The following is a 21,990-nucleotide window of genomic DNA, read 5'->3' on the forward strand; positions in this document are numbered from 1 at the left end:
ACAAAGCTTTTACACAGGTATAGAAAAATTATTTTTCCATAAAAGAGCGATTGGCCATTATCCAAGTGACTCTTTTCGATACTTTGTTGTGCTTCCACTAGGAGCTCGTCTTTTACTAAGGCTTTTTTCTACAGGATTGATGTTTTTTCACTAGTGTTGCGTTAATTTAATTTAACTATTAAAAATACTTGAAATGTTCAATTTTATCATTTTATGCAAAGAAAAAGTCCTTTATAATGGATAAGTTAGGTGGTAACCCGTCCAAATCCACTAAAAAGGACTATCGCATGGACAAGATTACACGAAAAACTTCATTTGGACAATGGTTTTCACCAATAAATCTTCAATTATTTGAAGAAAACGTGAAAACGTTGAAATTAGATTTCTATACGAAAAAACTAACGACAGAGTCATTTCTAAAATTATTACTTTTTGCGCAGCTAGAAGAAGTCGAAAGTCTGCATGCGCTGAGCGATTGTCTTTTCGATGATCAACTGCAAAAGGGCATTGATCTTGATTCTATCAGTATTTCCCAACTCTCACGCCGTTTAAATGGCATGAATCCAGACTTATTCCAAAAGCTTTTCCTTGATTTAGTTTCACAAATTCATGCCAAAACGCACAACACGAAACTTGTGATGCCATTAAAAATCATTGATTCAAGCACATTGCCTCTCAATTTGACTAATCATAAATGGGCAAAATTCCGCAAAACAAAAGCGGGTGTTAAATTGCACTTACGCCTTGTGTTTATGGAAAAAGGTATATCCTATCCCGAAAAGGCCATTATGACAACGGCCAAAGAACATGACCGCGGTCAGCTTGAAGTAATGGTTGATGACAAGGAATGTATGTATGTGTTTGACCGTGGTTACTTAGACTACGAACGCTTTGATCGGATGACAGATGACGGCTACTTTTTCCTTTCTAGGCTGCGAAAAAACGCAGTCATACGGGAGGTTTACGATTTTAAACTACCCGAGAATACATCTGTTTTGTCGGATCAAATGGTGTTGATTGGTACGACGCAAAACCGTGCCGAAAATTACTTTCGTCTTCTAAAAGTGATTGATTCAAAAGGAAATGAGCTTCATTTAATCACAAATCGTTTTGATTTAAGTGCTGAAGAAATCTCAAAGATGTATAAATCACGCTGGGCGATTGAGTTATTTTTCAAATGGATTAAACAACATCTCCATATCAAAAAGTTTTACGGCCAAAGCGAATGGGCAATTCAGAATCAAGTGTTTATCGCACTTATTGTTTTTTGCCTGCATGTTCTCGCACAAATCGAGACAAAAAGTAAACGAAAAACCCTACAAATTAGCCGATATTTACGGGCAGCTTTGTGGAAACCAGCACATATTTGGCTTCGAAAGATTGAAGGAAAAACCATTCCTTAATAAACAAATTGTCGTCGTCTCTTAAGTCTAATTGTAAAAAAATTTCCAAATGGATGGATCCACCTTTAGTTGGGTATTTACTTTTTTGGCTCTTAACAGGGGACATATTTAAACTGAATATTCTAACAACATTTATGCAACACTAGTGATGTTTTTTCAATAGAAAAAAAGAATTAGTTGGAAAAATGGAGCAACCGGAATACACGAAGACGGCCACGGGGACTAGCCAGACAGTCTGAAACTCCCGGAAGCGAAGCTGAGGAGGCTCAAGCGTGTATTCCAGCTGTGGGTAATCGCAACAAACTTTACGAAAACAGCCTTTATTAATGATTGAAACCAGCAAAAAAAAAGCAAGTAGGTCAAATATAACCACTTGCTTTGTCTCATTCTTTTTAAAACTTTACTTTTTCTAAAAATAATCCGTTGGCTTCTGCCATCATGCCTATCTGACTACGATCTTTTTCTGCAATAATAGTTGGAATAGTATCTCCATCTATTTTTCCTAGCCCAACCTCAATAAGTGTTCCAACCATTTTTCTGACCATATTGTAAAGAAAACCATCGCCGCTTACACGAATTTCAATAAATCCAGCTTCCTCTTTTATATCAATAAAATAAATTTCCCTAACCATTGATTTCTTCTTTGATTTCGCATTTGAAAAAGTAGTAAAGTCATGTTTTCCGACAAAATGAACTGCAGCTTGCTCCATTTTATTTTTATTTAATCGTTTCTCTACATGCATACTATATTTACGCATAAATGGATTGCTATACGATTTATTCCAAATTTTATACAAATATATCTTATCCTTTGCATTATATCTTGCATGAAAACGATCTGAAACATTTTCTACTTTCAAAAGGCTAATATCATTCGGTAAATAGTGATTAACATAATCCATTACTTCTGTTTCAGTCATGTCTTTATTCATCTTGAAATTCGCAACCTGAGATAAAGCGTGTACCCCTGCATCCGTTCTGCTGCAGCCAATAATTTCTATTTTTTCTCCAGCCATTTCTGTTAGGACATTTTCAATTTTCCCTTGAATCGATTGGTCTCCATTACCAAGGCGTTGCCACCCTTTGTAACGTCCACCGTCATATTGAATAAGCAATTTATAATTTTTCATTTGTTCTCCTGTTCTCTTCTTTTTTGTTCTTAAAGGATTATTGTTTTTCAATACAATAAATTTAAAAATACTGAACAGCTTGAATACCGGTAGGCTCATGCGAGAGCTATCAAAATATATTCAGGCTGCGGGTATAAACCTAAAGAATATCCCTCATTATACACTATTATCTCTATCATTATCATTGGCTGAAAAGTAAGATTATAACGGAAATACTCCTTTTTTATAAATTTTTTTATTTAATTTATTTCCTAAATAAAAGAATCAATGTTAGAGTAAGATATAGCAATAAACTATATAAAGAGTTGTAGGTGATCATTAATGATTGAAATTAAAACATCTCCTTTAAGTGATGGAGAATTTAATAGAGGCGTATTTGCTACATGCGATATTAAAAAAGGGACCTTATTTCATGAAGCCCCAGTAGTTCCTTATCCAAATGACCAACATAAGTATATTGAAAAAACAGTACTAGAAGATTATGTTTATGAATATGGCATTAATCACAGTGCAGTTGTTTTAGGCTATGGCATGCTTTTTAACCATTCCTATGAACCAAATGCCACTTATGAAATCAATTTTGATAAGCATACCTTTGACTATTTCGCTTATAAGGATATAAAAGCTGGCGAAGAAATTTTGATAAATTACAATGGTGAAGTCGATGATTATGAGCCATTATGGTTTAATAAAGACAAAGAAGAAGATTAAGAAGAAAAAAGGCTCGATGTTATATCGAGCCTTTAGTTTGTCGACAAAAAGATTTTTAGAAACTCACATTGAATTTTCATGCGTTGCTTGGAGTGGAAGGGTGAGTCTCCTGTGGGATTAGCGAGGAGGGCACAGAAAAATGGCTAGTTTATGATGATGGACAATAGCCACTTTTTAAACATAAGATGATGGCTTTGTTTTCCGAGGCGTCCGCTCGCTTTCCATGGGACGAAAAGCAACATCTCTATTCAAAGAGACTAATAAAATATACTATAGACAAACCTCTATTTCTATAATTCAGGGGTTTGTCTACAGCCTGAGGCTCGATGCTATATCGAGCCTTTTTTCTTCTTCCACTTTGATTCGTATTCCGCTTTTTCATGATGTACTTCCTTTAATAGACTTACCGTCATTAAAATCATAATAACAGAAAAAGGGAGAGCCGCAATGATCATCATATTTTGCAAGGCTTGTAATCCGCCAGAATAAAGCAACACAAGTGAGATCGTTGTAAGCAAGAGTCCCCAAATAATTTTGATTCTATTACTAGGATTTTGTATTCCATTTGCTGAGAGCATTCCTAATACGAATGTACCTGAGTCTGCCGAGGTAATAAAGAATACTCCTATGAGCACAATGGCCAAAATTGATAAAACAGAACTCAGAGGATAATGCTCTAAAAGTGCAAATAGTGTTTCTTCTGTAGCAAAAGTGGAGATAGAACCTAATCCTTTATGTTCTATCAACATCGCATTTCCGCCAAATACAGTAAACCATAAAAATCCAATTAAAGAGGGAATAAATAATACGTAAGTAACAAATTCACGAATTGTTCTTCCTTTGGAGATACGGGCAATAAAGATTCCAACAAAAGGCGACCATGCAATCCACCAAGCCCAATAAAAAATCGTCCAAGCATCTATCCATTGTCGATTTTCTCCATTTAAAGGAGCAATTCGAAAACTCATCCGAATGAGATTTTGCAAATACGTACCAATCGTATCTGTAAATAAATTTAGAATAAAAACAGTATTTCCTAATATAAAAACAAATAAAAATAAGATAAAAGCTAAAATCATATTGGCATTACTGAGGATTTTAATTCCCTTGCCTAAACCAGAAATTGCCGAAAGTAAAAATAACACGGTGACTATAATGATAATAATAAATTGCGTTAAAAAACTTGATGGAATGCCATAAAGAAAGGACAGTCCTCCGTTAATTTGCACTGCCCCAAATCCAAGCGTTGTGGCAATACCTGTGACAGTTGCAAAAACAGCAATAATATCAATGATCCTTCCCAATCTCCCATCCATCGAATCCCCTAATAAAGGCTTCAAAGTTGAACTTATTAATGAATTTCTCCCCTTCCTAAAAGTAGTATAGGCAAGGCTTAAGGCCACAATTCCATATACTGCCCAAGCATGGATTCCCCAATGGAAATAGGTAAATCTCATTGCATCTCTCATTCCTTGATCTGTGCCAATTTCATTCGTGGGAGAACTTATTGCATAATGGCTTAAGGGTTCGGCTGTCCCATAAAAGACAAGACCTATTCCCATTCCAGCACTAAAAAGCATCGCTAACCATACTAGTCGCGAGAACTCAGGCTTATCTTCTTGTTTTCCTAATTTAATTTTCCCTACAGGGCTTATCAATAAATATAAACAAATGATTACGAAAAACGTAACCACCATTAAATAATACCAACCAAATGAATCAGTAATAAAAGATTGCGCATTAGCTGAAGTTTGTTCAAGTGTTTCTGGAGCAAAAACTCCCACTAATACAAGCAATAATAAAATGATTACAGAAACATTAAAGACAAGATAATTTTTAAACTTCATATAAATAAATTCTCCTTCTAATCGAATAAAGATGTATGTAGATTTGTGCTTAGTTATTATATCCGTTATCAGGAGAATTAAACAAATACTAGTCTCTTCAGCTTTCTAAAGCAGATATCATTTTTCCTGGTTGCTTACTGGACTCGATAATAGCTTCTAAAACTTGTTGATTCAGGACACCTGCCTGAAAATCTGGAAAACCTAATCCTACCTCACCTTTTAGCATTTTGGCGAAATCTTCCCATTCGGTCAAGTATGCCGTTTTAGGAACATGCATTTTTTTCTCCACAAGTTCAGCCGTTTTTTCATCGAAATAGATCAAATGCACGATGTTTTCTTCCTTTGTACTTGCATGGATAGTTCCTTTATCACCATAAATGGACACTTCATGCTGATTCCCTGAGCCTATAGCATTTCTTGTAGTCTGAAACGTACCAACTATGCCCGTTTCCATCCTAGCCTGAAAACACGCAAAGTCATCAATAACGAATTCCTTCCATTCATTTGATTGTTCACTTCTCCTTTTTGTAATAAAACTTTCCATTTTAGCTGATACTTCTTGAAATGGACCAAATAAATAATGGGCCATATCAATCATATGAGAACCTAAATCACCTAATACTCCTGTTCCTGTGACTGTAGGATTAAAACGCCAAACATAAGGAGTATCATAAGGAGGCGCTCCCCAGCCTTGCAAATACTGAATGGAAAAACTCCTTACTTGACCGATTTCTCCTTTATCCAGTAATGCCTTTACAAATCGAAATGCAGGTGTATATCGATAACTAAACCCTACCATACAAGGAATAGGGTGTTTCTTATATTTTTCAGCAAGTTGTATAGCTTCCGCATAATCCAATGTAAATGGCTTTTCTGTCAAGATCGGCATATTCTTTTCCATACAATATGCCAAAATAGGTGCATGCACATTATTTGGTGTGATCGAAACAACAGCATCTACTTTTTGAGAATCAATTAACTTCCGGAAATCTCTATATTGGTTTTCTGATTTAATAGCTAATTGCTCGCCGACTTTTTGTAGGGTTAAGTTATTCACATCACAGATTGCCTTTATTTTAAACGTTCCGACATTTTGTAATCCCCTTATATGAGATTGGGCCATCCCACCAACTCCAATTAAACCTATACGTATTGGTTCCATCACGCTTCTTCTCCTTTTTTAATTTCATATTTTGAAAAAATCCTTTTAAATATAAATGAATTTACAAAAGCTAAAATGGAAAATCCACCGAAAGTAATAAAATAGACTCCTGTCAAAAACCCAGTAAAAGATGATAAAAAGAATACAATAGGCACTGCATTAATTAGGATTAACAGAAAAAGATATGGAAAATGAAAACCTCCCATCAATAAAGAATTTAGAATCGCTGTTTTTATTGAATCCTCAAATCTAGCTATATAGGGAAAAATAATTAGCAATAATGTAAGGTATAAAAAGCCAAAGAAAAGTGTCAGGCTCATAAAAATGACTTTCCAAATTCCATGTGCGTAGACAAGATAATAAATATCTCCAAGTAGAATAACAGCAATTCCTATCAAGAGAAACCAAACCAACGAACTTTGTTTTAAATTCTTTTTAAATGCTTTGGTAAAGTTTCTCCAAACTGATGGATCTTCTCCTCTTGCCATCTTAAAACTAACTGTATACAAAGCTGTAAGCGAAGCACCTATCGTCACAACTGGAAGAGAAAAAAGGATAAAAATAAGATTCAGCAAAAGAACATCTACGATTCTAGCTAAATTCCTGCCGATGGGACCTTCGAGTTGAAAGAATGAACCCATATTTCATTCACCTGCCATTTTCTAATTAAGTAACATACTTTTTACTTCTAGTTCTCTCAATTTTCCACACCAGGATCCAGCGTTCTTTCTGTCCGTTAAGAGTGAGATAAAGAAACAACAGCCAGAATATAAGCTCTAATCTGACTGCTGTACTTCTTACTTCCTACTTTAATGATTCTTGATAGCGGTTAAATGCAGTATTTTGGATTTCCATAAACTCATCGAATCCCATTTTCTTTAGTTGACTTATATAGTCATCCCAATCTTTTTCTATGCCGCCCTCAACAACCCACTTCGATTGCATCGAATTTACATACGAACTTAAGTCTACATTCAATGTATTTAAACGCTGCATTTCTTCTGCTGTAAAGCTAACTGTTGGAAATTGTTCTCTTGCGTATTCACTTATTTTTTTATCTAATTCTAGCTTCAATCCATCGCCACTATCTGTTGGCAAAGTTACCTTTTCATTAAACCCAGCTTCAATATACTTAGGACCGAAGTCACGGAATGAATTTGTCCATGCAAATATATCTGCTGATTCACCTTCTGGCGCATTCAATACTTGATACGTTCCATCATCCTTCTTTTCTACCCCAATACCAAATGACCCATAAAAGGTTTGAATACTGGCATCCTCTGTATAAAATTTATCTGCCCATTGTAATAATTTTGCTGGATCCTTAGCTTGAGTTGTAATAAGTAATTCATTTCTTGCATATGTTTCCGTATCGGAAATTACGTATCTTTCTCCATCCGGACCTTTAAGAGGCGCAAGCGGTACATATTCCTCTGCATTTGGACCAAATACAGCATCCGGGGTCCAACCAAAAGCGACACCCACTAATGCATCATTTTCATCTTTGCGCTTTGCCTCTGCCATAGAGTCATCTTGCGTAAACAGTTCTTGATCGATTAAACCATCTTTGTACGCTTGATGCATCCACGCAATCCCCTCTTTGTATTCTTCTTGTGTAGGAATGTAAGATGGCTTTCCATCTTTTAAAGTCATTAAGCCCGCTTTATCATTGCCCTTTGTTACGCCAAATGGCAATATAAACCCATAAATATTCCCTCCATAAGGAATTTCATCATTCAAATCCCCATTTCCATTTGCATCCTTTTCCTTAAATGCCTTGAGAACATTATAAAAATCTTCATACGTATCTGGCATTTCTAAGCCTAAATTATCTAACCATTTTTGATTAATAAATAATTGATTTCCCGTTAATGGTCTTAAAGGCAATTTTTTAGGCAAACTATAAATATGGCCATCTGGCGAAGTAACTAGAGCACGTAACGCTGGCTCTTTCTCAAATGCCGCCATTAAATTTGGCATATGTTCTGCGATTAAATCCTCTAACGGAATGAATAAACTTTGGTTTTGGGCAATGTCTCCATCACTTAAAGCCAACGATCCCCAAAAAGCATCTGGTAAATCTCCTCCCGCCATCAGGACTGATTTTTTATCTCCCCATTCTGAATTTAAGTAAATATCCCAATCTACTTTAATTCCAGCTTCTTTTTCCGTATCTTCTACAAATCCTTTAAGAAAATCATCGCCCCAATCTGACCAGCGAACGGTTGCAATTTTGTATTCTCCATCTTCCTTTTCTTTTGTGTTCGTGTTAGCATTACTGCAGCCAACAATTAAACTACTTGCTAAAACTACACTCCATAACCCTTTCCAGCTTCTCTTTAACATTACAATTCCCCTTTCTATTACTCTTTAATGGAACCAACCATGACACCTTGGTTAAAATATTTCTGCAAAAATGGATATAAGCACATAATCGGTGCAGTTGATACAACAATCGCTGCATACTTCATCATTTCAGATAATCTTCTTAATTCCGATGCAAGTTCTCCGGATGCAGTGCCAAGCAATGACTCATTAGAAATTAGAATTCTTCTCAAAACTAATTGAAGCGGCTGTAAATCTTCATTAGAAATATAAATCAATGCATTAAACCATGAATTCCAAATACCAACGGCAGTCCATAAACCAATTACAGCTAAAATTGCTTTTGACAACGGTAGTACGATCGTTAGAAAATACCGGATTGTTCCACAGCCATCAATTTGAGCTGCCTCCCACAATGTATCTGGTATACTATTTTTAAAAAATGTTCTAGCAATGATTATATGAAAGGAGGACACAGCAAAAGGTAGTACCATTACCCAAAAAGTATCAAGCAATCCAAACCCTTTTACGACTAGATAAGTTGGTACCAATCCTCCACTTACAAACATTGGGATAAGAATAAAAATAGCCAGCCACTTTTTTCCGAATAAATCAGCCCTTGATAAAGCATAGCCTGCAGGAATATTGACGATTAAAGCGATAATCGTTCCCACAACTGTATAAATGATCGTATTTAAATAAGATCTCCAAATAATTTCCTGTTTAAATAATTCCATATATCCATCCAACTTCCACTCCTTCGGCCAAAACCATACGTTTCCATTGGTAACGTCAGTTGGATTACTAAAGGAAGCGATAATAATAAACCATAAAGGATAGACAATCATTAAAATCATTAAGATAGCAATCGTATAAACAGCTATGTCAAACAAGCGATCATTCCAACTTTTTTTCCTTTTTGATTTCTTATTGAATTTTTGAATAAGTGCTCCTTCCAATTCTAATGCCTCCCTTCTATAATAAACTTGTTTTTGTTAGTTTCTTCGATAACCAATTCACAAGAAGTAAAATGATAACATTGACTACCGTATTAAATAGACCAATGGCTGTTGATAAACTATATTGAAAGTTTTGCATCCCAACCTTATAGACATAGGTTGAAATGACCTCACTTCCAGTTAAATTCAATGGATTTTGCAATAATAAGACTTTTTCAAAACCTACACTTAAAAGGCTTCCAGCACGCAAGATTAATAAAATCATAGCAGTAGGCATGATAAGTGGTAAGTCTATATGAATAATTTTCTGCAGTCGACTTGCCCCATCCATCGTTGCAGCCTCATAATAGGTTGGGTCAATTGCTGATAATGCGGCCAGAAAAATAATACTATCCCATCCTAAATGTTGCCATACATCACTCCATACATATACACTACTGAAAAGCGTTGGTTTCGATAAAAGATTCGGCATTTCCATCCCAAATAACGATAAAAAATTAGCTATTAATCCTGTGCTTGGTGATAAAAAAATTAATATCATTCCACACATTACCATCGTTGAAATAAAATGTGGCAAATATGTCGTAACCTGAAAAAACTTTTTAAACATTCCAATCCGCATTTGATTACAGAGAATCGCTAAAGCTATTGGAAGTGGAAACCCTACTAGAAGACTGTACAAACTAATATATAGGGTATTTTTTACCGTTAAACCAAATTGATAGGAATGAAAATATTGAATAAAATGCTTCATTCCCACCCATGGACTATTCCAAATCCCAAGCGCTGGGGAATAATCCTTAAACGCCATGATAATTCCATACATCGGAATATACGTAAAACAAATTAATAGAATGAGAGTAGGCAGAAGTAACACATATAATGGAAGACTTTTTTTCATCTGTTTTATATGTCTTAGCTTATTTGGGAAATCAGGTGTGATTTGCGTGTTTTTTTCTGTAGCGATCGTACTTTTCAATTCTTCCACCTCCTTTATTTGATATAATCATTATATGAAAGCGCATTCAATAAAAATAGAGCTATGCCGACCTAAAGTAATACTAAAAAGGACAGATTTTTATCATTGCTTTTCTATTCAGACGCAGTAATAGCAGTATTCCGTTGTATTTCTGCTACTTCCCCTTTTTCTAGACGGAATACTGCTAGAAATAGTCTGTTAACTTTATATAATGAAAATAAGCATTGGAGATGAGTAAATGATACGTTCCATTGATAAGAACCCATCGCGTTCCATAAATTATTATCTAAAAGTACTTTTAATCATTATAGTAATTATCTTACTAATCAATATGTTGATTAGTATGTTAACTCTCTCTATTACAAGGAAACAAAGCATTGATACCATTACCAATACCGTAAACCTTTATATAGAAAATGTTCGCTCTAATTTAAATGCTGTAGACCACTTTATGATTTGGACAGTAGTGCACGAACCATTGATTGAAGAAATGGAAGAGAATATGGGAATGGATAAATTTCCGCAAAATTTAACTAATTTTCGAACGAGAGTAAATGACTTTCAATACTCGATAGGAAAAGAATATCAGTTCTTTCTTGGTCTAAAAGAGGGATCTTTTTTTTCCAATGCATCGCCTATAAAACTACCTTATCAAGATTATCTTCAAGTAAAGAATTACTTTTTTTCTCAAAACGACTCCTTACATACATATGAAATATTTAGCACATGGAAAGCGATAAAAATAAACGAAACCTTTTATTTTTATCATCTAGTAAGCTATGAGAATCGGATTTTTGTTTGTTTAGTTTCTGCTGAAGATCTTTTAAAACCGTTAAATAGCTTTAATTTAGGGAGTAATGGTTCGATCGTTATAAAACAAGAGGGAAAAACAATTTTAACAACCAATCAACAAATGGGAGAAGAGGAAACGGCTTCCTATCACTTTTTTACAAGCAAGTTACTATTTCAAGAAAAAAATATATTACTGCCGTTTAGTTTACAAATAAACGTAGACCATTTTGGGGCATTTAAACATGTGGTCATCACTCAAGTAATCTTAATTTTGGCAACCATTGTTATTAGCATCATCTTATTTTTCATTCTGCTCTATATTAAAAATCGCTTGATCTTTCCTATTCAAAAGTTTTCTAAAAATCTGTCTGAGATAAACAATAATAGGAATATGATAAACTTCGAAAGTAATAGCATTATCGAACTCGAGCAAGCTAATACACAATTCAAAAACTTAATTCAAGAAATAAAAAAATTAAAAATTAATATTTATGAGCAGGAGCTTGAAAAGAAAAGAATAGAGATGGACTTTTTACGATTACAAATTAAGCCTCATTTTTATATCAATTGTTTATCAAGTATTCATAGTATGGCGGAAATGCAGATGTTTACTGAAATCAAGAAGATGTCGATTGCTACATCCCGTTATTTTCGGTACCTTTTTCAAACAAATCACCACTTTGTTTCGTTAAAAAAAGAACTCGATCATATTCGCGATTATCTTGCCATTCAACAATTATTGCATGGACCAACCTTTCAATATAAAACATCCATTCGACTAAACATAGAGGAAATGCAAATACCACCGTTGATTCTGCAAACTTTTATTGAAAATAGCATCAAACATGGATTTTCTGATATAAATTATGAGGAGACACTAATTATTTCACTAAGCATTACCCCTGCAAAAGACGAGCAAAAATTGAACATTACGATAAAAGATAATGGTCCTGGTTATCCACCTGATATTTTGGATAAGCTCCAAAACCAACTACCCATATCAGCAGCTAATGGCAAACAAATCGGAATAAATAATGCCATCCAAAGGCTTCAAATGCTTTATGGAAACAGTTTTTCCATCTCCTTTTCAAACGGAATGAATGATGGAGCTATTGTTGAATTAGTTATCCCAACACAATTAATGGAGGAATAATCAATGAATGTCTTAATAGTAGATGATGATCGATTTGTTGTTAAATTATTGAAAGAAAAAGTTGATTGGGGAAATTTAGGGATTGAACACGTTTATACTGCTCATAATATTCGCCAAGCAAAAAATGTTTTTATTAAACAAAATATTCACTTGCTAATTTCAGATATAGAAATGCCATACGGTAGCGGTCTTGAATTATTAGCATGGGCCCGTCAAGAAGGGTATACGATCCAAACGATTTTTTTAACAAACTTTGCTGATTTTCATTATGCTCAAAAAGCCATTGAGCTCCAAAGCTTTGAATACTATTTAAAACCGATTGAAATCGATAAATTAGAGTTTAGTATTTTGAAAGCGATTAAAAAGGTGAAAATTACTCAGCAAAGTGAAAAAGCTATCCAAGTAGGTCAGTATTGGCAGCAAAATAAACAAAAACTAGTGGATCATTTTTGGAGTTCCTATATAAGAAATCAAGAATGGCTTAAAGCAGAACTTGAAGAACAATTATTAAAAAATCATTTGAATTATTCCATAGATGACAGCTTTTTGCCTATTCTATTAAATATATTTCCATATAATATTTCGTTTAAAGAAAATAGCCCTGCTATTTTAGAAATAGACGAAAAACTGGTCTCCAAATTGATCGCCCATTTAAATTCCACCTTTAAAGATACTACCTTTACTTTAGAAAGCGTAGTCGGATTAGATATTAATAAAGAAAAGTATGTCCTTCTTTTAAGAAATAACGGGGTGCATTTAGAGTATCCACCATTAGTTCCATTATGCGAGAACTTAATCCAGACACTTAAGCATGATTTGTTAATAGATACCCAATTTAGTATTGGGTATTCAACCACTTTAGTTAAAATTCATACAGCAGTAAAACAACTGCAGCAAAAAAGCGAGGATACGATTGATTTTAGAAACACGGTTCATTACTTTCTATCTTATGAAAAGAAAACATATAAATATGGAGAACCTAATTTAGCCATTCTAGAAAAGTATCTTCAAAACGGTAATAAACAAAGTTTTCTAAACAAATGCAGACAATATTTAGTTCACTTAAAAGAGAAAAATAATCTTAACCTCAGTGTTTTATGCAATTTCCGTTTAGACATCACTCAATTATTGTTTACCTACTTAAAAAAGAAGGAGGTGCTTGCTCATAAGTTGTTTGATGGAAATACAAATAACTTATTACAAACGCAATCATTACGTTCAATCGATGATATGATGATTTATATTACCTACTTAATAGATGTCTCGCTTCATTATTTAGATTTCATTTATTCTCAAAAATCTGTTGTGAATACAATTTGTGATTATATTGATGAACATTATCAAGAAAATATTACAAGAGATAGCATTGCAAAAATTGTGTATTTAAGCCCAGATTATATTGCGAGAATTTTCAAGAAAGAAAAAGGACTCTCGCTTGTAAACTATATCATCAAAAAAAGAGTAGATATCGCTAAGGATTTACTCATTCAAACTACATTACCAGTACATATTATCTCCGATAAAGTTGGTTACGGGAATTACTCCTACTTTACTAAACTTTTTAAAAAAGAAACAAACTACACGCCCTATGAATATCGGCGCAAAGAAAAAGCCTCCACCCTTTAAGTAAGGGAGAGGCTTTATTTAAGTCTAGCGTTTTAAATAAATAATTTCCTCAGCTAATTTAGCCATTCGCTTTTTAGCATCTAAATCTGTAATTTCGTTCTCATCATCAAAATAGTCATTGTGCACAAATACATTTTGTACGGTAACTAATCCTTTAAAATACGTCAGTATTGGCTTTAATTGATATTCCATCACAAGAAAATGTTTATCTGTCCCACCTGTGATAACCATCCCCGTTACTTTTGATTTGAACGCATCAACTGGAAGATGATCAAAGAGATTTTTTAAAACACCTGTAATGGAAGCTTGATAGACAGGCGTTCCAATAACTAGAGCATCCGCGCCTAAAATAGTGTTTACTATTTTAATTGTATCATCATTATAATAGCTTAATGGTGCACCATTAACAAATTCCATCTCATACTCTCTTAAATCGATCAATTCCACTTGAATCGCTGGATCAAGCGATTTTGCAGCAACTAAAACTTCATTTACTGCCTTGGCAGTTTTCGAACCAATTAACGAGCCGGAAATCCCTACAAGCTTCATATTATCCTCCAAGCTTAAAGATAAGCATGAAACACTTTATCTTCAACAAACTTATTAATTATTTGCAAATTTATCAGCAACTATACTCCAATTAATGATAGAGAAGAAATTGGAAATGTATTCAGGTCTTCTGTTTTGGTAATTTAAATAGTAGGCATGCTCCCATACATCTAATCCTAAGATAGCACGTTCTCCATCCATAATTGGATTATCTTGATTTGGTGTGCTTGTTACTTTTAAATTGCCTTCTTGGTCAACAACTAGCCACGCCCATCCAGATCCAAATCTAGTAGTAGCAGCTACAGTAAATTGTTGTTTAAATTCATCATAGCTACCAAATGCTTTATTGATCGCTTCTGCTAATTCACCAGAAGGAGCATTCGTACCTGTAGATGGTGCAATAACCTCCCAAAATAAGGAATGGTTTAAATGACCACCTCCATTATTTCTTACAGCTGTTCTAATTTGTTCTGGTACTTCATTAAGATCGCTTAATAGTTCTTCTAGAGTTTTTCCTTGTAATGCATCTTGCCCTTCAAGAGCAGCATTTAAATTGTTTACGTATGTTTGATGATGTTTTCCATAGTGAATTTCCATTGTTTTCTGATCAATCTGAGGTTCTAAAGCATTAAATTCGTATGGTAAAGCTGGTAATGAATATGTAGTCATTTTGTAATTCCTCCAATTTTTTATACTTATTGGTTTAAAAAGTATAATTAAACATTAACCCATTAATAAAAAAAAATCAATTACTTTATTTCAAATTTTGGATATTTTATCACAAAACTAATTTAATTCTATGCAAGCAATCTTGTACAAAGTAACTACTTTCAACATTTTATACTTTCTGGTATAATTAATTTCTCTACACTTTTATTTAGGCTGTTTGTATGAAAACTCTTTAGGTAAAAGGCAACACTAAGCTGAACCTTCTAAATTTGAACTTTTTTAAAAGGCTAGGAATGATTAAATATAGTGCTTTTGTTATTCATTAAGCAATTTGTTCATTAGTGGGTTCAATACGATACCCTTTCCTTTTTAAGTATTGAATCATTTTTTGTTCTTTACTTTTGTATGAAAACTCTTTAGGTAAAAGGCAACACTAAGCTGAACCTTCTAAATTTGAACTTTTTTAAAAGGCTAGGAATGATTAAATATAGTGCTTTTGTTATTCATTAAGCAATTTGTTCATTAGTGGGTTCAATACGATACCCTTTCCTTTTTAAGTATTGAATCATTTTTTGTTCTTTACTTTGTTCGAGATCAACATAATCAGGGCCTAGTTCCTGATATGGTTGCCTTGTTTTTAAAATATTGTAAGCAATTGTTAGGATTAAATGAGCGGAAGCGATCCGTGCTTTCGATTTTCCTTGTCGTTTCATAATTCTTTTTCTATGTGCAGATATGCGATTATACTGTCTATCTGTAGCCATGGAACATTCAACAGCGGTGGTTCTTAATGATTTGTTTCCGTACTGAGTTTTACCTGTTTTTTTTTTACCGGCACTCTCATAATTTCCTGGACTCACTCCAGCCCATGAGGCTAGATGTTTAGAACTTTTAAATACTGACATGTCTACACCCATTTCAGCTATAAAGATTGCGGATGCATTTTTATCCACACCCGGTATGGTATCTAGTAGTTCGCACTCCTCTTGATAAGGAATAAGCGCTTGGTCTATGCGTTCAACTACTTTTTCGATTGTTTCATCGATGTGATTGATATGGTCCCAATGGAAACGTAACATATCAATATGATGTTTACGTATTCCACCGTTAAGGGCTTCTGCAATATCTGTTGTGCTCGCCTTAACTCTTGAATCAACCATTTGTTGAAGTTCAAACACACCTATTTTTTCGCCGTTTATTAGGGCTTCAATAATGCGACAACCAGTGACACCAAAAATGTCAGATAAAACAGAAGTTAGTTTAATATTTGCATCCTGTAGAATTTTGTGGATTCGATTGCGCTCAGAAGTTCGTGTATGGATGAGTTTTTTACGATACCGGGTTAAATCTCGCAAATCACGAATTTCTTTGGGCGGTACAAAATTTTTTTCAATTAGTCCAGAACGCAAAAGTTTAGCTAACCACTCCGCATCTTTTACGTCTGTTTTCCTTCCGGGAACATTTTTAACATGTTGGGCATTGGCGAGGATTAATTGGAAGTCACATTCTATAACATTCCAAACGGGCTTCCAATATACACCGGTACTTTCCATTACAGCATCCGTTATTTTGTGTGAGGATAGCCAGTCGCTAAGTGCCAAAAGGCCACTTGTGGTTGTTGGAAAGGTTTGAATCTCTTTATTTGGTTTTTTATCTAATGAACCAAATAAAACACAAGCAACTACTGTTTCTTGGTGTACATCTAGGCCTGCACACCGTTCAATCATAGCTTCCATATAATCACCTCAAAGATTTTTAATACAATACAAGCGACAGAAGTCATCATACAAAATTTTTGTATTCGTGTTTATAAACACATTAGACGGTTCTTTTAAACTGTCACAACCAGTTTTTCTAACGGGGTATCAACTTGTATTGATCCACCAAACAGTCTTCGGACTGGTCGTATTGTACTATTAATTATGGTCAGGTGTTAAGTGGTTTAGACTTTCTATCATGGGATAGGAGCAAGTTTTCATGATAGACGGTGGCGGCGGGTAACGCCGCCATGAGAGTTTTTCTAAAAGGTTATTGTTTTTTCTATAGACAAAAAGAATTAATTGGAAAATAAAGTAGCCTTTATTTATAATTTTTCTCTCCACTGAAATAGAATGGAGGTTTATAATGGTTAATACAAAAACGACAAAAGATAAAATTCTTCATCTTCTCAAAAAAGAAGGTTCCTTAACCGTAAACGATTTTACTGATCGTCTGCAAATAACACATATGGCCGTGCGAAAGCACTTAACGATATTAGAAAAAGATGATTTGATTCAATCCGAACTAGTAAAACAACCAATGGGACGCCCTATTCAAAGCTTTACATTGGCGGAAAGAGCAGAATATTTTTTTCCAAAAAGCTATGAAGGAATTAGCATCGATTTATTACATGATGTAAAAGAACTATATGGAGAAGATTCAGTGCAACAGTTATTTAATAAACGGGAAGAACGTCTAACAAAAGAGCATATTTCTCGCATGGAAGACAAAAAACCTTCTGAGAAAATGCAGGAAATGGTTACTATTCAAAATGAAAAAGGCTATATGGCTGATTTATCACAAGTGGACGACTATACTTTTGAAATAACAGAATATAATTGCCCCATCTTAGAAGTTGCTAAGGAGTTTAAGATTGCCTGTCGATGTGAGACAGAAATGCTGAAAAAAGTTCTCGGCACAAATGATGTTGCTAGAACATGCTGCAGAACGGAAGGAGATAATCACTGTAAGTTTTTAGTGAAGTTTGTTCCACAACCTGCTTCTTCCTTAGTAGAGGTATAACAGCTATTTATTGCAAGCTAAGTAGTAATAATAGAAAAAAGGGAAGTCTTAAAGAAAATGATTCTTAAGACTTCCCTTTTTTCTATTACTATTATGCAAAAACAGCTAATTCAGCTTCAATTTGTTTCATAATTAGTTGAAGACATTCTTCTGTAGTTTTCGCAAATATTCTTTTTCCGTTAACAATTGCGTAAGGCCGTTTCGCACACATTCCACAAAATGAAAGACAGCTACTTTCAATCACGGCAACTTCTGGATATTTAGATTCTATTATTTCTTCTAAATTTATTGCTGTAATCAAACTTCCATCGCAAATTTCTACCACTACAATGCCCACTTTTGTGTTCCTCCCCTCGATTGATTATTTCTTAAACTATCTATATCGAATTAAGTATGGTTCTTATTTATAGGTAAAATACTGAATCATTTTCATAGACGATTCCTTTTACAATATACGAAAATAATTATTTATTGAGTTTTTTATACCATAAAGTATAAAAAACAAGTATATACATTTAATCATTTTCCACCTAAAAAAGCAAGTAAAGAAGCACTCAACTGACCTAGTAAACTTTTCTTCCATGAAAAATAAAAATACTCCTTTGTAGCTGAAATGTAATGTAATAACAGGTTCATGATCATCTACAGAAGGAGTTTTTGCATTAATATTATTTGTTCAATGGATAATTCTTCTATTATCTTCCAAAAAAGAAATAGAAAATATCCTTTTTAAATATTATTGGAAATATCACCCTAAAAAATAATAATATTCGGACAATTAGTTCACCGATTCACAATGTTTGATTTTGAAATCGTTTTCAAATATAATGTAAATTAGGTTGGATAACATTAGTGGTTATCATTGTATACAGCGTAGGTGGAGCTGATACTATAAAGGAGCTTTTTTAAGTTCTAATGAAAAGCAGAAAATCTTTTATAAAAAGGATTTTCTGCTTTTCCAAAATTACCTTATTGCCATTTTCCATTTTTGCTCATGTCTAAGCAGCCACTCTTTTCTCCATAAGCCACCCGCATACCCAGTTAACGTTCCATTGGCACCGATTATTCGGTGACATGGAATAATTATGCATAGCTTGTTTTTTCCATTGGCACTTCCAACTGCTCTCACTGCCTTTTCGTTACCGATGTTGTTAGCAATATCCTTATAGGATCCGGTTGCGGCATAAGATATAGTAGTTAATGCATTCCATACTTGCTTTTGAAAAGGAGTTCCTTCCATTTCAATTGGAAAAGAAAAATCAAAATATTTCCCACTAAAATAGGCATCTAACTCATTGAAACATGTAACTAAAACAATTGGTGTCTGATCATCTATCTTATTTTCTGGTAACTCTTTTTCCGAAAACAAAATAGAATAAACAGCTTTATCCGTCCCGCTTATCTCTATTACTCCAATTGGAGATTGGTAATCAATTGTAAACATCCTATTCCCCCATAAAACGCTTATTTGCTCTTTATTTTAACAGAAAAACAAATATTGTTGCTTCATTAAATTTCCCTTTGTTTATTTTTCAAATTATTGTTTACAAATTAGTAAAATAGTGTTAGTCTTTTAAAGAATTTACTTAATTCCTATTTAACCTATAGGAATTACAATTTTAAAGGAGGACTTAGCATTGAACTTTTTCGCTATATTAAACATTCTTATCTTACTTATTTTGCTTAGTGTTCTTTTCTACATGCAAAAGAAACATATTTCCTTTTCTAAACGCGTCTTTACAGGGTTAGGACTTGGTGTTTTATTCGGGGCAATCTTACAGTTATTTTATGAACCAAGTTCTGAAGTAATCACTGTTACAAATGATTGGTTTGGATTAGTCGGAAGCGGATACGTAAAACTATTGCAAATGATCGTTATGCCACTAGTTTTTATCTCCATTGTCGCTGCATTCACAAAGCTTGAAAAATCAGCAAACCTTGGTAAAATCAGTGGTCTTGTAATCGGAACATTATTAATCACTACAGCTATTTCTGCTGGAATTGGGATTGCAGCAACAGCTGGCTTTGACTTAAAGGCTATTGATGTAAATGCTGGCGATGCCGAAATTCTTCGCGGACAACAATTAGAAGAAACTTTAGGAGAAGTACAAAGCACAACTGTACCACAAAAAATCCTGAGCTTTTTACCTGCGAACCCATTTCAAGATTTAACAGGGGCAAGACCAACTTCTACTATCGCAGTAGTTATTTTCGCAGCATTTGTTGGGGTTGCATTCTTAGGAATTAGAAGAAAAAATCCTGAGCAAGCTGCATTTTTCCAAAAGATTGTTGAAGCTTTACATACAGTTGTTATGCGAATAGTTACATTAGTGCTACGACTAACTCCATATGGAATACTTGCACTAATGGCGAAGACTGTTGCGGGAAGCAACTTTGATGCGATTGTGAAGCTAGGTAAATTTGTTATTGCTTCCTATGTAGCATTAATTGCCATGTTTATTGTTCATTTAATAATCCTTGCTGTTATGGGACTTAGTCCAAAACAATATCTTAAAAAAGTTTGGCCAGTTCTGACATTTGCATTCACATCACGTACAAGTGCAGGAACAATGCCATTAAACATTGAGGCACAGAAGAATAAATTAGGTGTACCTGAATCGATTGCTAACTTTTCTGCATCCTTTGGGGTATCCATAGGGCAAAACGGCTGCGCTGGAATCTATCCTGCAATGCTTGCAGTCATGATTGCACCAACCCAAGGCATTAACCCTCTATCCCCTTCTTTTATTGCAACATTGATTATTGTTGTCATGATTAGTTCTTTCGGGGTAGCTGGAGTTGGTGGTGGAGCAACTTTTGCAACATTAATTGTTCTGTCTACTTTAAACTTACCAGTTGCTTTAGCTGGGGTATTAATCTCCGTTGAACCATTAATTGATATGGGTCGTACTGCTCTAAACGTAAGTGGATCTATGGTTTCTGGTGTCGTAACAAGTAAAACACTTGGTGAATTAGATACGAAACAGTATCATTCAAATGAAGTGGATACTGCTGAGAATATTGCGTAATAGAAAAGCAAAGCTCCTCCTAAGGTGCTTTGCTTTTTTAGTGTATTCACTCAAATTCATTAATAAGATCAAAATAATTAATTAACATTACTTCTATTTTGTGTTCTTCATTTAAATTTGCTTGCCCAGTAATTGTTCCAACTTCTGCTGTACTGCTGTCCTGTTTACGGTACTCTATTTTTGCAGAAAAATTATATATAATCTCATCAGAACTGGTCTTTTCACAATTAATTTCCAATACTCTTAAAGTGTAATGATATCTCGCAGGTTCATTCCATACTACGGACCCATATCTTGAAACGTATTCAACATACGCTCTATCACTTGCAAAATACTCTTTATATAAGCCCTCTTCATATTCGCTTAATCCCTTTATTTCTCCCTCTTCTACCGAACTCATATTATTCATTAATCTTAACCATTTCTCGTCAGGTCCCGTAAAGTTATTTTTTATAACAGCTTCTATTGTTCTTATATCCGCTTCTTCTTTCGCTGCTATACTATCACTTGGATTTCGTGCCGAATCAGAAGAAATTAAACTTAACCCAAGCGGAATTAATATAATGATAAACGTAGCTACAGCCATAAAAGGAAAAATTTTTGAATAAATCCTCCTTTTTTTTCGTGTTGTAGAAATCTGTGTCCACAATTCTTCTTTTAGTCCACTAGGTATTTTAATAGAGTTATACTCCTTCTCTAACTGCGCCTTTAATCTTTCATCTTCTTGATTATTCTTCAACTCTACTTTCACCTCCTGATTGATACTGTCGATACATTTTTTGTTTTGCACGATATATTCTTGATTTAACTGTTCCTAATTTAATAGAAAGCAATTTAGCAATTTCTCTAAAAAATGGTAAGTAAATTTAATAAAA

General features: G+C 34.1%; 20 protein-coding genes. 6 read left to right on the forward strand and 14 right to left on the reverse strand.

What is annotated here, in order from left to right:
• Positions 1-287: 287 nt before the first annotated feature.
• Positions 288-1,403: an IS4 family transposase gene (locus tag NST60_RS03160; RefSeq protein ID WP_100525938.1), complete on the forward strand. Its 1,116-nt coding sequence runs from the start codon at positions 288-290 to the stop codon at positions 1,401-1,403.
• A 392-nt stretch (positions 1,404-1,795) separates the two neighbouring features.
• Here NST60_RS03160 and truA read toward each other — a convergent pair whose 3' ends face one another.
• Positions 1,796-2,533 carry a tRNA pseudouridine(38-40) synthase TruA gene (truA, locus tag NST60_RS03165; RefSeq protein WP_101730145.1) on the reverse strand — a complete coding sequence of 246 codons (738 nt, stop codon included), beginning with the start codon at positions 2,531-2,533 and terminating at the stop codon, positions 1,796-1,798.
• A 321-nt stretch (positions 2,534-2,854) separates the two neighbouring features.
• On the opposite strand from truA, the gene NST60_RS03170 reads away from it, so the two are divergent.
• Positions 2,855-3,244 carry an SET domain-containing protein gene (locus NST60_RS03170; RefSeq protein WP_016200818.1) on the forward strand — a complete coding sequence of 130 codons (390 nt, stop codon included), beginning with the start codon at positions 2,855-2,857 and terminating at the stop codon, positions 3,242-3,244.
• 329 nt (positions 3,245-3,573) lie between these two features.
• On the opposite strand, the gene NST60_RS03175 is transcribed toward NST60_RS03170, so the two are convergent.
• The 6 genes from NST60_RS03175 to NST60_RS03200 all read right to left on the reverse strand — a co-directional run bounded on the left by NST60_RS03175 (position 3,574) and on the right by NST60_RS03200 (position 10,516).
• Complete coding sequence (locus tag NST60_RS03175) at positions 3,574-5,091, reverse strand: glycine betaine uptake BCCT transporter (protein WP_169188279.1); 1,518 nt, start codon at positions 5,089-5,091, stop codon at positions 3,574-3,576.
• A gap of 97 nt (positions 5,092-5,188) precedes the next feature.
• A complete protein-coding gene (locus NST60_RS03180; protein WP_169188278.1) occupies positions 5,189-6,253 on the reverse strand; it encodes a Gfo/Idh/MocA family protein in 1,065 nt (354 codons plus the stop codon).
• Entirely contained in the window at positions 6,253-6,894 is a 642-nt protein-coding gene (locus NST60_RS03185) for a YesL family protein (RefSeq protein ID WP_016200814.1), read from the reverse strand. The genes NST60_RS03180 and NST60_RS03185 overlap by 1 nt, the downstream gene beginning before the upstream one ends.
• Before the next feature lie 163 nt (positions 6,895-7,057).
• Entirely contained in the window at positions 7,058-8,599 is a 1,542-nt protein-coding gene (locus NST60_RS03190; RefSeq protein WP_169188277.1) for an extracellular solute-binding protein, read from the reverse strand.
• 17 nt (positions 8,600-8,616) lie between these two features.
• Positions 8,617-9,537, reverse strand: a complete 921-nt coding sequence (locus tag NST60_RS03195) for a carbohydrate ABC transporter permease (protein WP_235678810.1) — start codon at positions 9,535-9,537, stop codon at positions 8,617-8,619.
• A gap of 16 nt (positions 9,538-9,553) precedes the next feature.
• A complete protein-coding gene (locus NST60_RS03200) occupies positions 9,554-10,516 on the reverse strand; it encodes an ABC transporter permease (protein ID WP_205835594.1) in 963 nt (320 codons plus the stop codon).
• Positions 10,517-10,754: 238 nt separating this feature from the next.
• Here NST60_RS03200 and NST60_RS03205 point away from each other — a divergent pair, with 238 nt between their 5' ends.
• A complete protein-coding gene (locus NST60_RS03205) occupies positions 10,755-12,461 on the forward strand; it encodes a sensor histidine kinase (protein WP_341098142.1) in 1,707 nt (568 codons plus the stop codon).
• A gap of 3 nt (positions 12,462-12,464) precedes the next feature.
• Entirely contained in the window at positions 12,465-14,087 is a 1,623-nt protein-coding gene (locus tag NST60_RS03210) for a response regulator transcription factor (protein WP_341098143.1), read from the forward strand.
• A 24-nt stretch (positions 14,088-14,111) separates the two neighbouring features.
• Here the strand turns inward: NST60_RS03210 and NST60_RS03215 are convergent, their stop codons facing one another.
• The 3 genes from NST60_RS03215 to NST60_RS03225 form a co-directional block, all read right to left on the reverse strand.
• A complete protein-coding gene (locus NST60_RS03215) occupies positions 14,112-14,636 on the reverse strand; it encodes an NADPH-dependent FMN reductase (RefSeq protein WP_016200809.1) in 525 nt (174 codons plus the stop codon).
• A 54-nt stretch (positions 14,637-14,690) separates the two neighbouring features.
• Positions 14,691-15,305, reverse strand: a complete 615-nt coding sequence (locus tag NST60_RS03220; protein WP_101730150.1) for a superoxide dismutase — start codon at positions 15,303-15,305, stop codon at positions 14,691-14,693.
• A gap of 506 nt (positions 15,306-15,811) precedes the next feature.
• Positions 15,812-17,041 (reverse strand): IS110 family transposase, encoded by a 1,230-nt coding sequence (locus tag NST60_RS03225; protein ID WP_100525939.1) that lies wholly within the window; start codon positions 17,039-17,041, stop codon positions 15,812-15,814.
• A gap of 388 nt (positions 17,042-17,429) precedes the next feature.
• Here NST60_RS03225 and NST60_RS03230 point away from each other — a divergent pair, with 388 nt between their 5' ends.
• Positions 17,430-18,086: a helix-turn-helix transcriptional regulator gene (locus tag NST60_RS03230; RefSeq protein ID WP_016200806.1), complete on the forward strand. Its 657-nt coding sequence runs from the start codon at positions 17,430-17,432 to the stop codon at positions 18,084-18,086.
• 91 nt (positions 18,087-18,177) lie between these two features.
• Here the strand turns inward: NST60_RS03230 and NST60_RS03235 are convergent, their stop codons facing one another.
• Both NST60_RS03235 and NST60_RS03240 read right to left on the reverse strand, forming a co-directional pair.
• Positions 18,178-18,423: a DUF1450 domain-containing protein gene (locus NST60_RS03235; protein ID WP_016200805.1), complete on the reverse strand. Its 246-nt coding sequence runs from the start codon at positions 18,421-18,423 to the stop codon at positions 18,178-18,180.
• 627 nt (positions 18,424-19,050) lie between these two features.
• Positions 19,051-19,530: a methylated-DNA--[protein]-cysteine S-methyltransferase gene (locus NST60_RS03240; RefSeq protein ID WP_341098146.1), complete on the reverse strand. Its 480-nt coding sequence runs from the start codon at positions 19,528-19,530 to the stop codon at positions 19,051-19,053.
• A 193-nt stretch (positions 19,531-19,723) separates the two neighbouring features.
• On the opposite strand from NST60_RS03240, the gene NST60_RS03245 reads away from it, so the two are divergent.
• Positions 19,724-21,115 carry an L-cystine transporter gene (locus NST60_RS03245; RefSeq protein WP_016200803.1) on the forward strand — a complete coding sequence of 464 codons (1,392 nt, stop codon included), beginning with the start codon at positions 19,724-19,726 and terminating at the stop codon, positions 21,113-21,115.
• Positions 21,116-21,161: 46 nt separating this feature from the next.
• Here NST60_RS03245 and NST60_RS03250 read toward each other — a convergent pair whose 3' ends face one another.
• Both NST60_RS03250 and NST60_RS26725 read right to left on the reverse strand, forming a co-directional pair.
• Entirely contained in the window at positions 21,162-21,854 is a 693-nt protein-coding gene (locus tag NST60_RS03250) for a hypothetical protein (protein ID WP_341098148.1), read from the reverse strand.
• Entirely contained in the window at positions 21,844-21,981 is a 138-nt protein-coding gene (locus NST60_RS26725; protein ID WP_445304404.1) for a sigma factor-like helix-turn-helix DNA-binding protein, read from the reverse strand. Before NST60_RS26725 ends, NST60_RS03250 begins: the two co-directional genes overlap by 11 nt.
• Positions 21,982-21,990: the final 9 nt, after the last annotated feature.

The organism is Niallia sp. FSL W8-1348, assembly GCF_038006745.1.
Lineage (GTDB): Bacteria > Bacillota > Bacilli > Bacillales > Cytobacillaceae > Niallia > Niallia alba.

Excerpts from the sequence above, each read along its gene's own strand:
- NST60_RS03180 (WP_169188278.1), bottom strand. The coding sequence starts at position 6,253 with ATGGAACCAATACGTATAGGTTTAATTGGAGTTGGTGGGATGGCCCAA.
- NST60_RS03160 (WP_100525938.1), top strand. The coding sequence starts at position 288 with ATGGACAAGATTACACGAAAAACTTCATTTGGACAATGGTTTTCACCA.
- NST60_RS03205 (WP_341098142.1), top strand. The coding sequence starts at position 10,755 with ATGATACGTTCCATTGATAAGAACCCATCGCGTTCCATAAATTATTAT.
- NST60_RS03190 (WP_169188277.1), bottom strand. The coding sequence starts at position 8,599 with ATGTTAAAGAGAAGCTGGAAAGGGTTATGGAGTGTAGTTTTAGCAAGT.
- NST60_RS03170 (WP_016200818.1), top strand. The coding sequence starts at position 2,855 with ATGATTGAAATTAAAACATCTCCTTTAAGTGATGGAGAATTTAATAGA.
- NST60_RS03185 (WP_016200814.1), bottom strand. The coding sequence starts at position 6,894 with ATGGGTTCATTCTTTCAACTCGAAGGTCCCATCGGCAGGAATTTAGCT.
- NST60_RS03225 (WP_100525939.1), bottom strand. The coding sequence starts at position 17,041 with ATGGAAGCTATGATTGAACGGTGTGCAGGCCTAGATGTACACCAAGAA.
- NST60_RS03230 (WP_016200806.1), top strand. The coding sequence starts at position 17,430 with ATGGTTAATACAAAAACGACAAAAGATAAAATTCTTCATCTTCTCAAA.
- NST60_RS03215 (WP_016200809.1), bottom strand. The coding sequence starts at position 14,636 with ATGAAGCTTGTAGGGATTTCCGGCTCGTTAATTGGTTCGAAAACTGCC.
- NST60_RS03220 (WP_101730150.1), bottom strand. The coding sequence starts at position 15,305 with ATGACTACATATTCATTACCAGCTTTACCATACGAATTTAATGCTTTA.
- NST60_RS03175 (WP_169188279.1), bottom strand. The coding sequence starts at position 5,091 with ATGAAGTTTAAAAATTATCTTGTCTTTAATGTTTCTGTAATCATTTTA.
- NST60_RS03210 (WP_341098143.1), top strand. The coding sequence starts at position 12,465 with ATGAATGTCTTAATAGTAGATGATGATCGATTTGTTGTTAAATTATTG.
- NST60_RS03240 (WP_341098146.1), bottom strand. The coding sequence starts at position 19,530 with ATGTTTACAATTGATTACCAATCTCCAATTGGAGTAATAGAGATAAGC.
- truA (WP_101730145.1), bottom strand. The coding sequence starts at position 2,533 with ATGAAAAATTATAAATTGCTTATTCAATATGACGGTGGACGTTACAAA.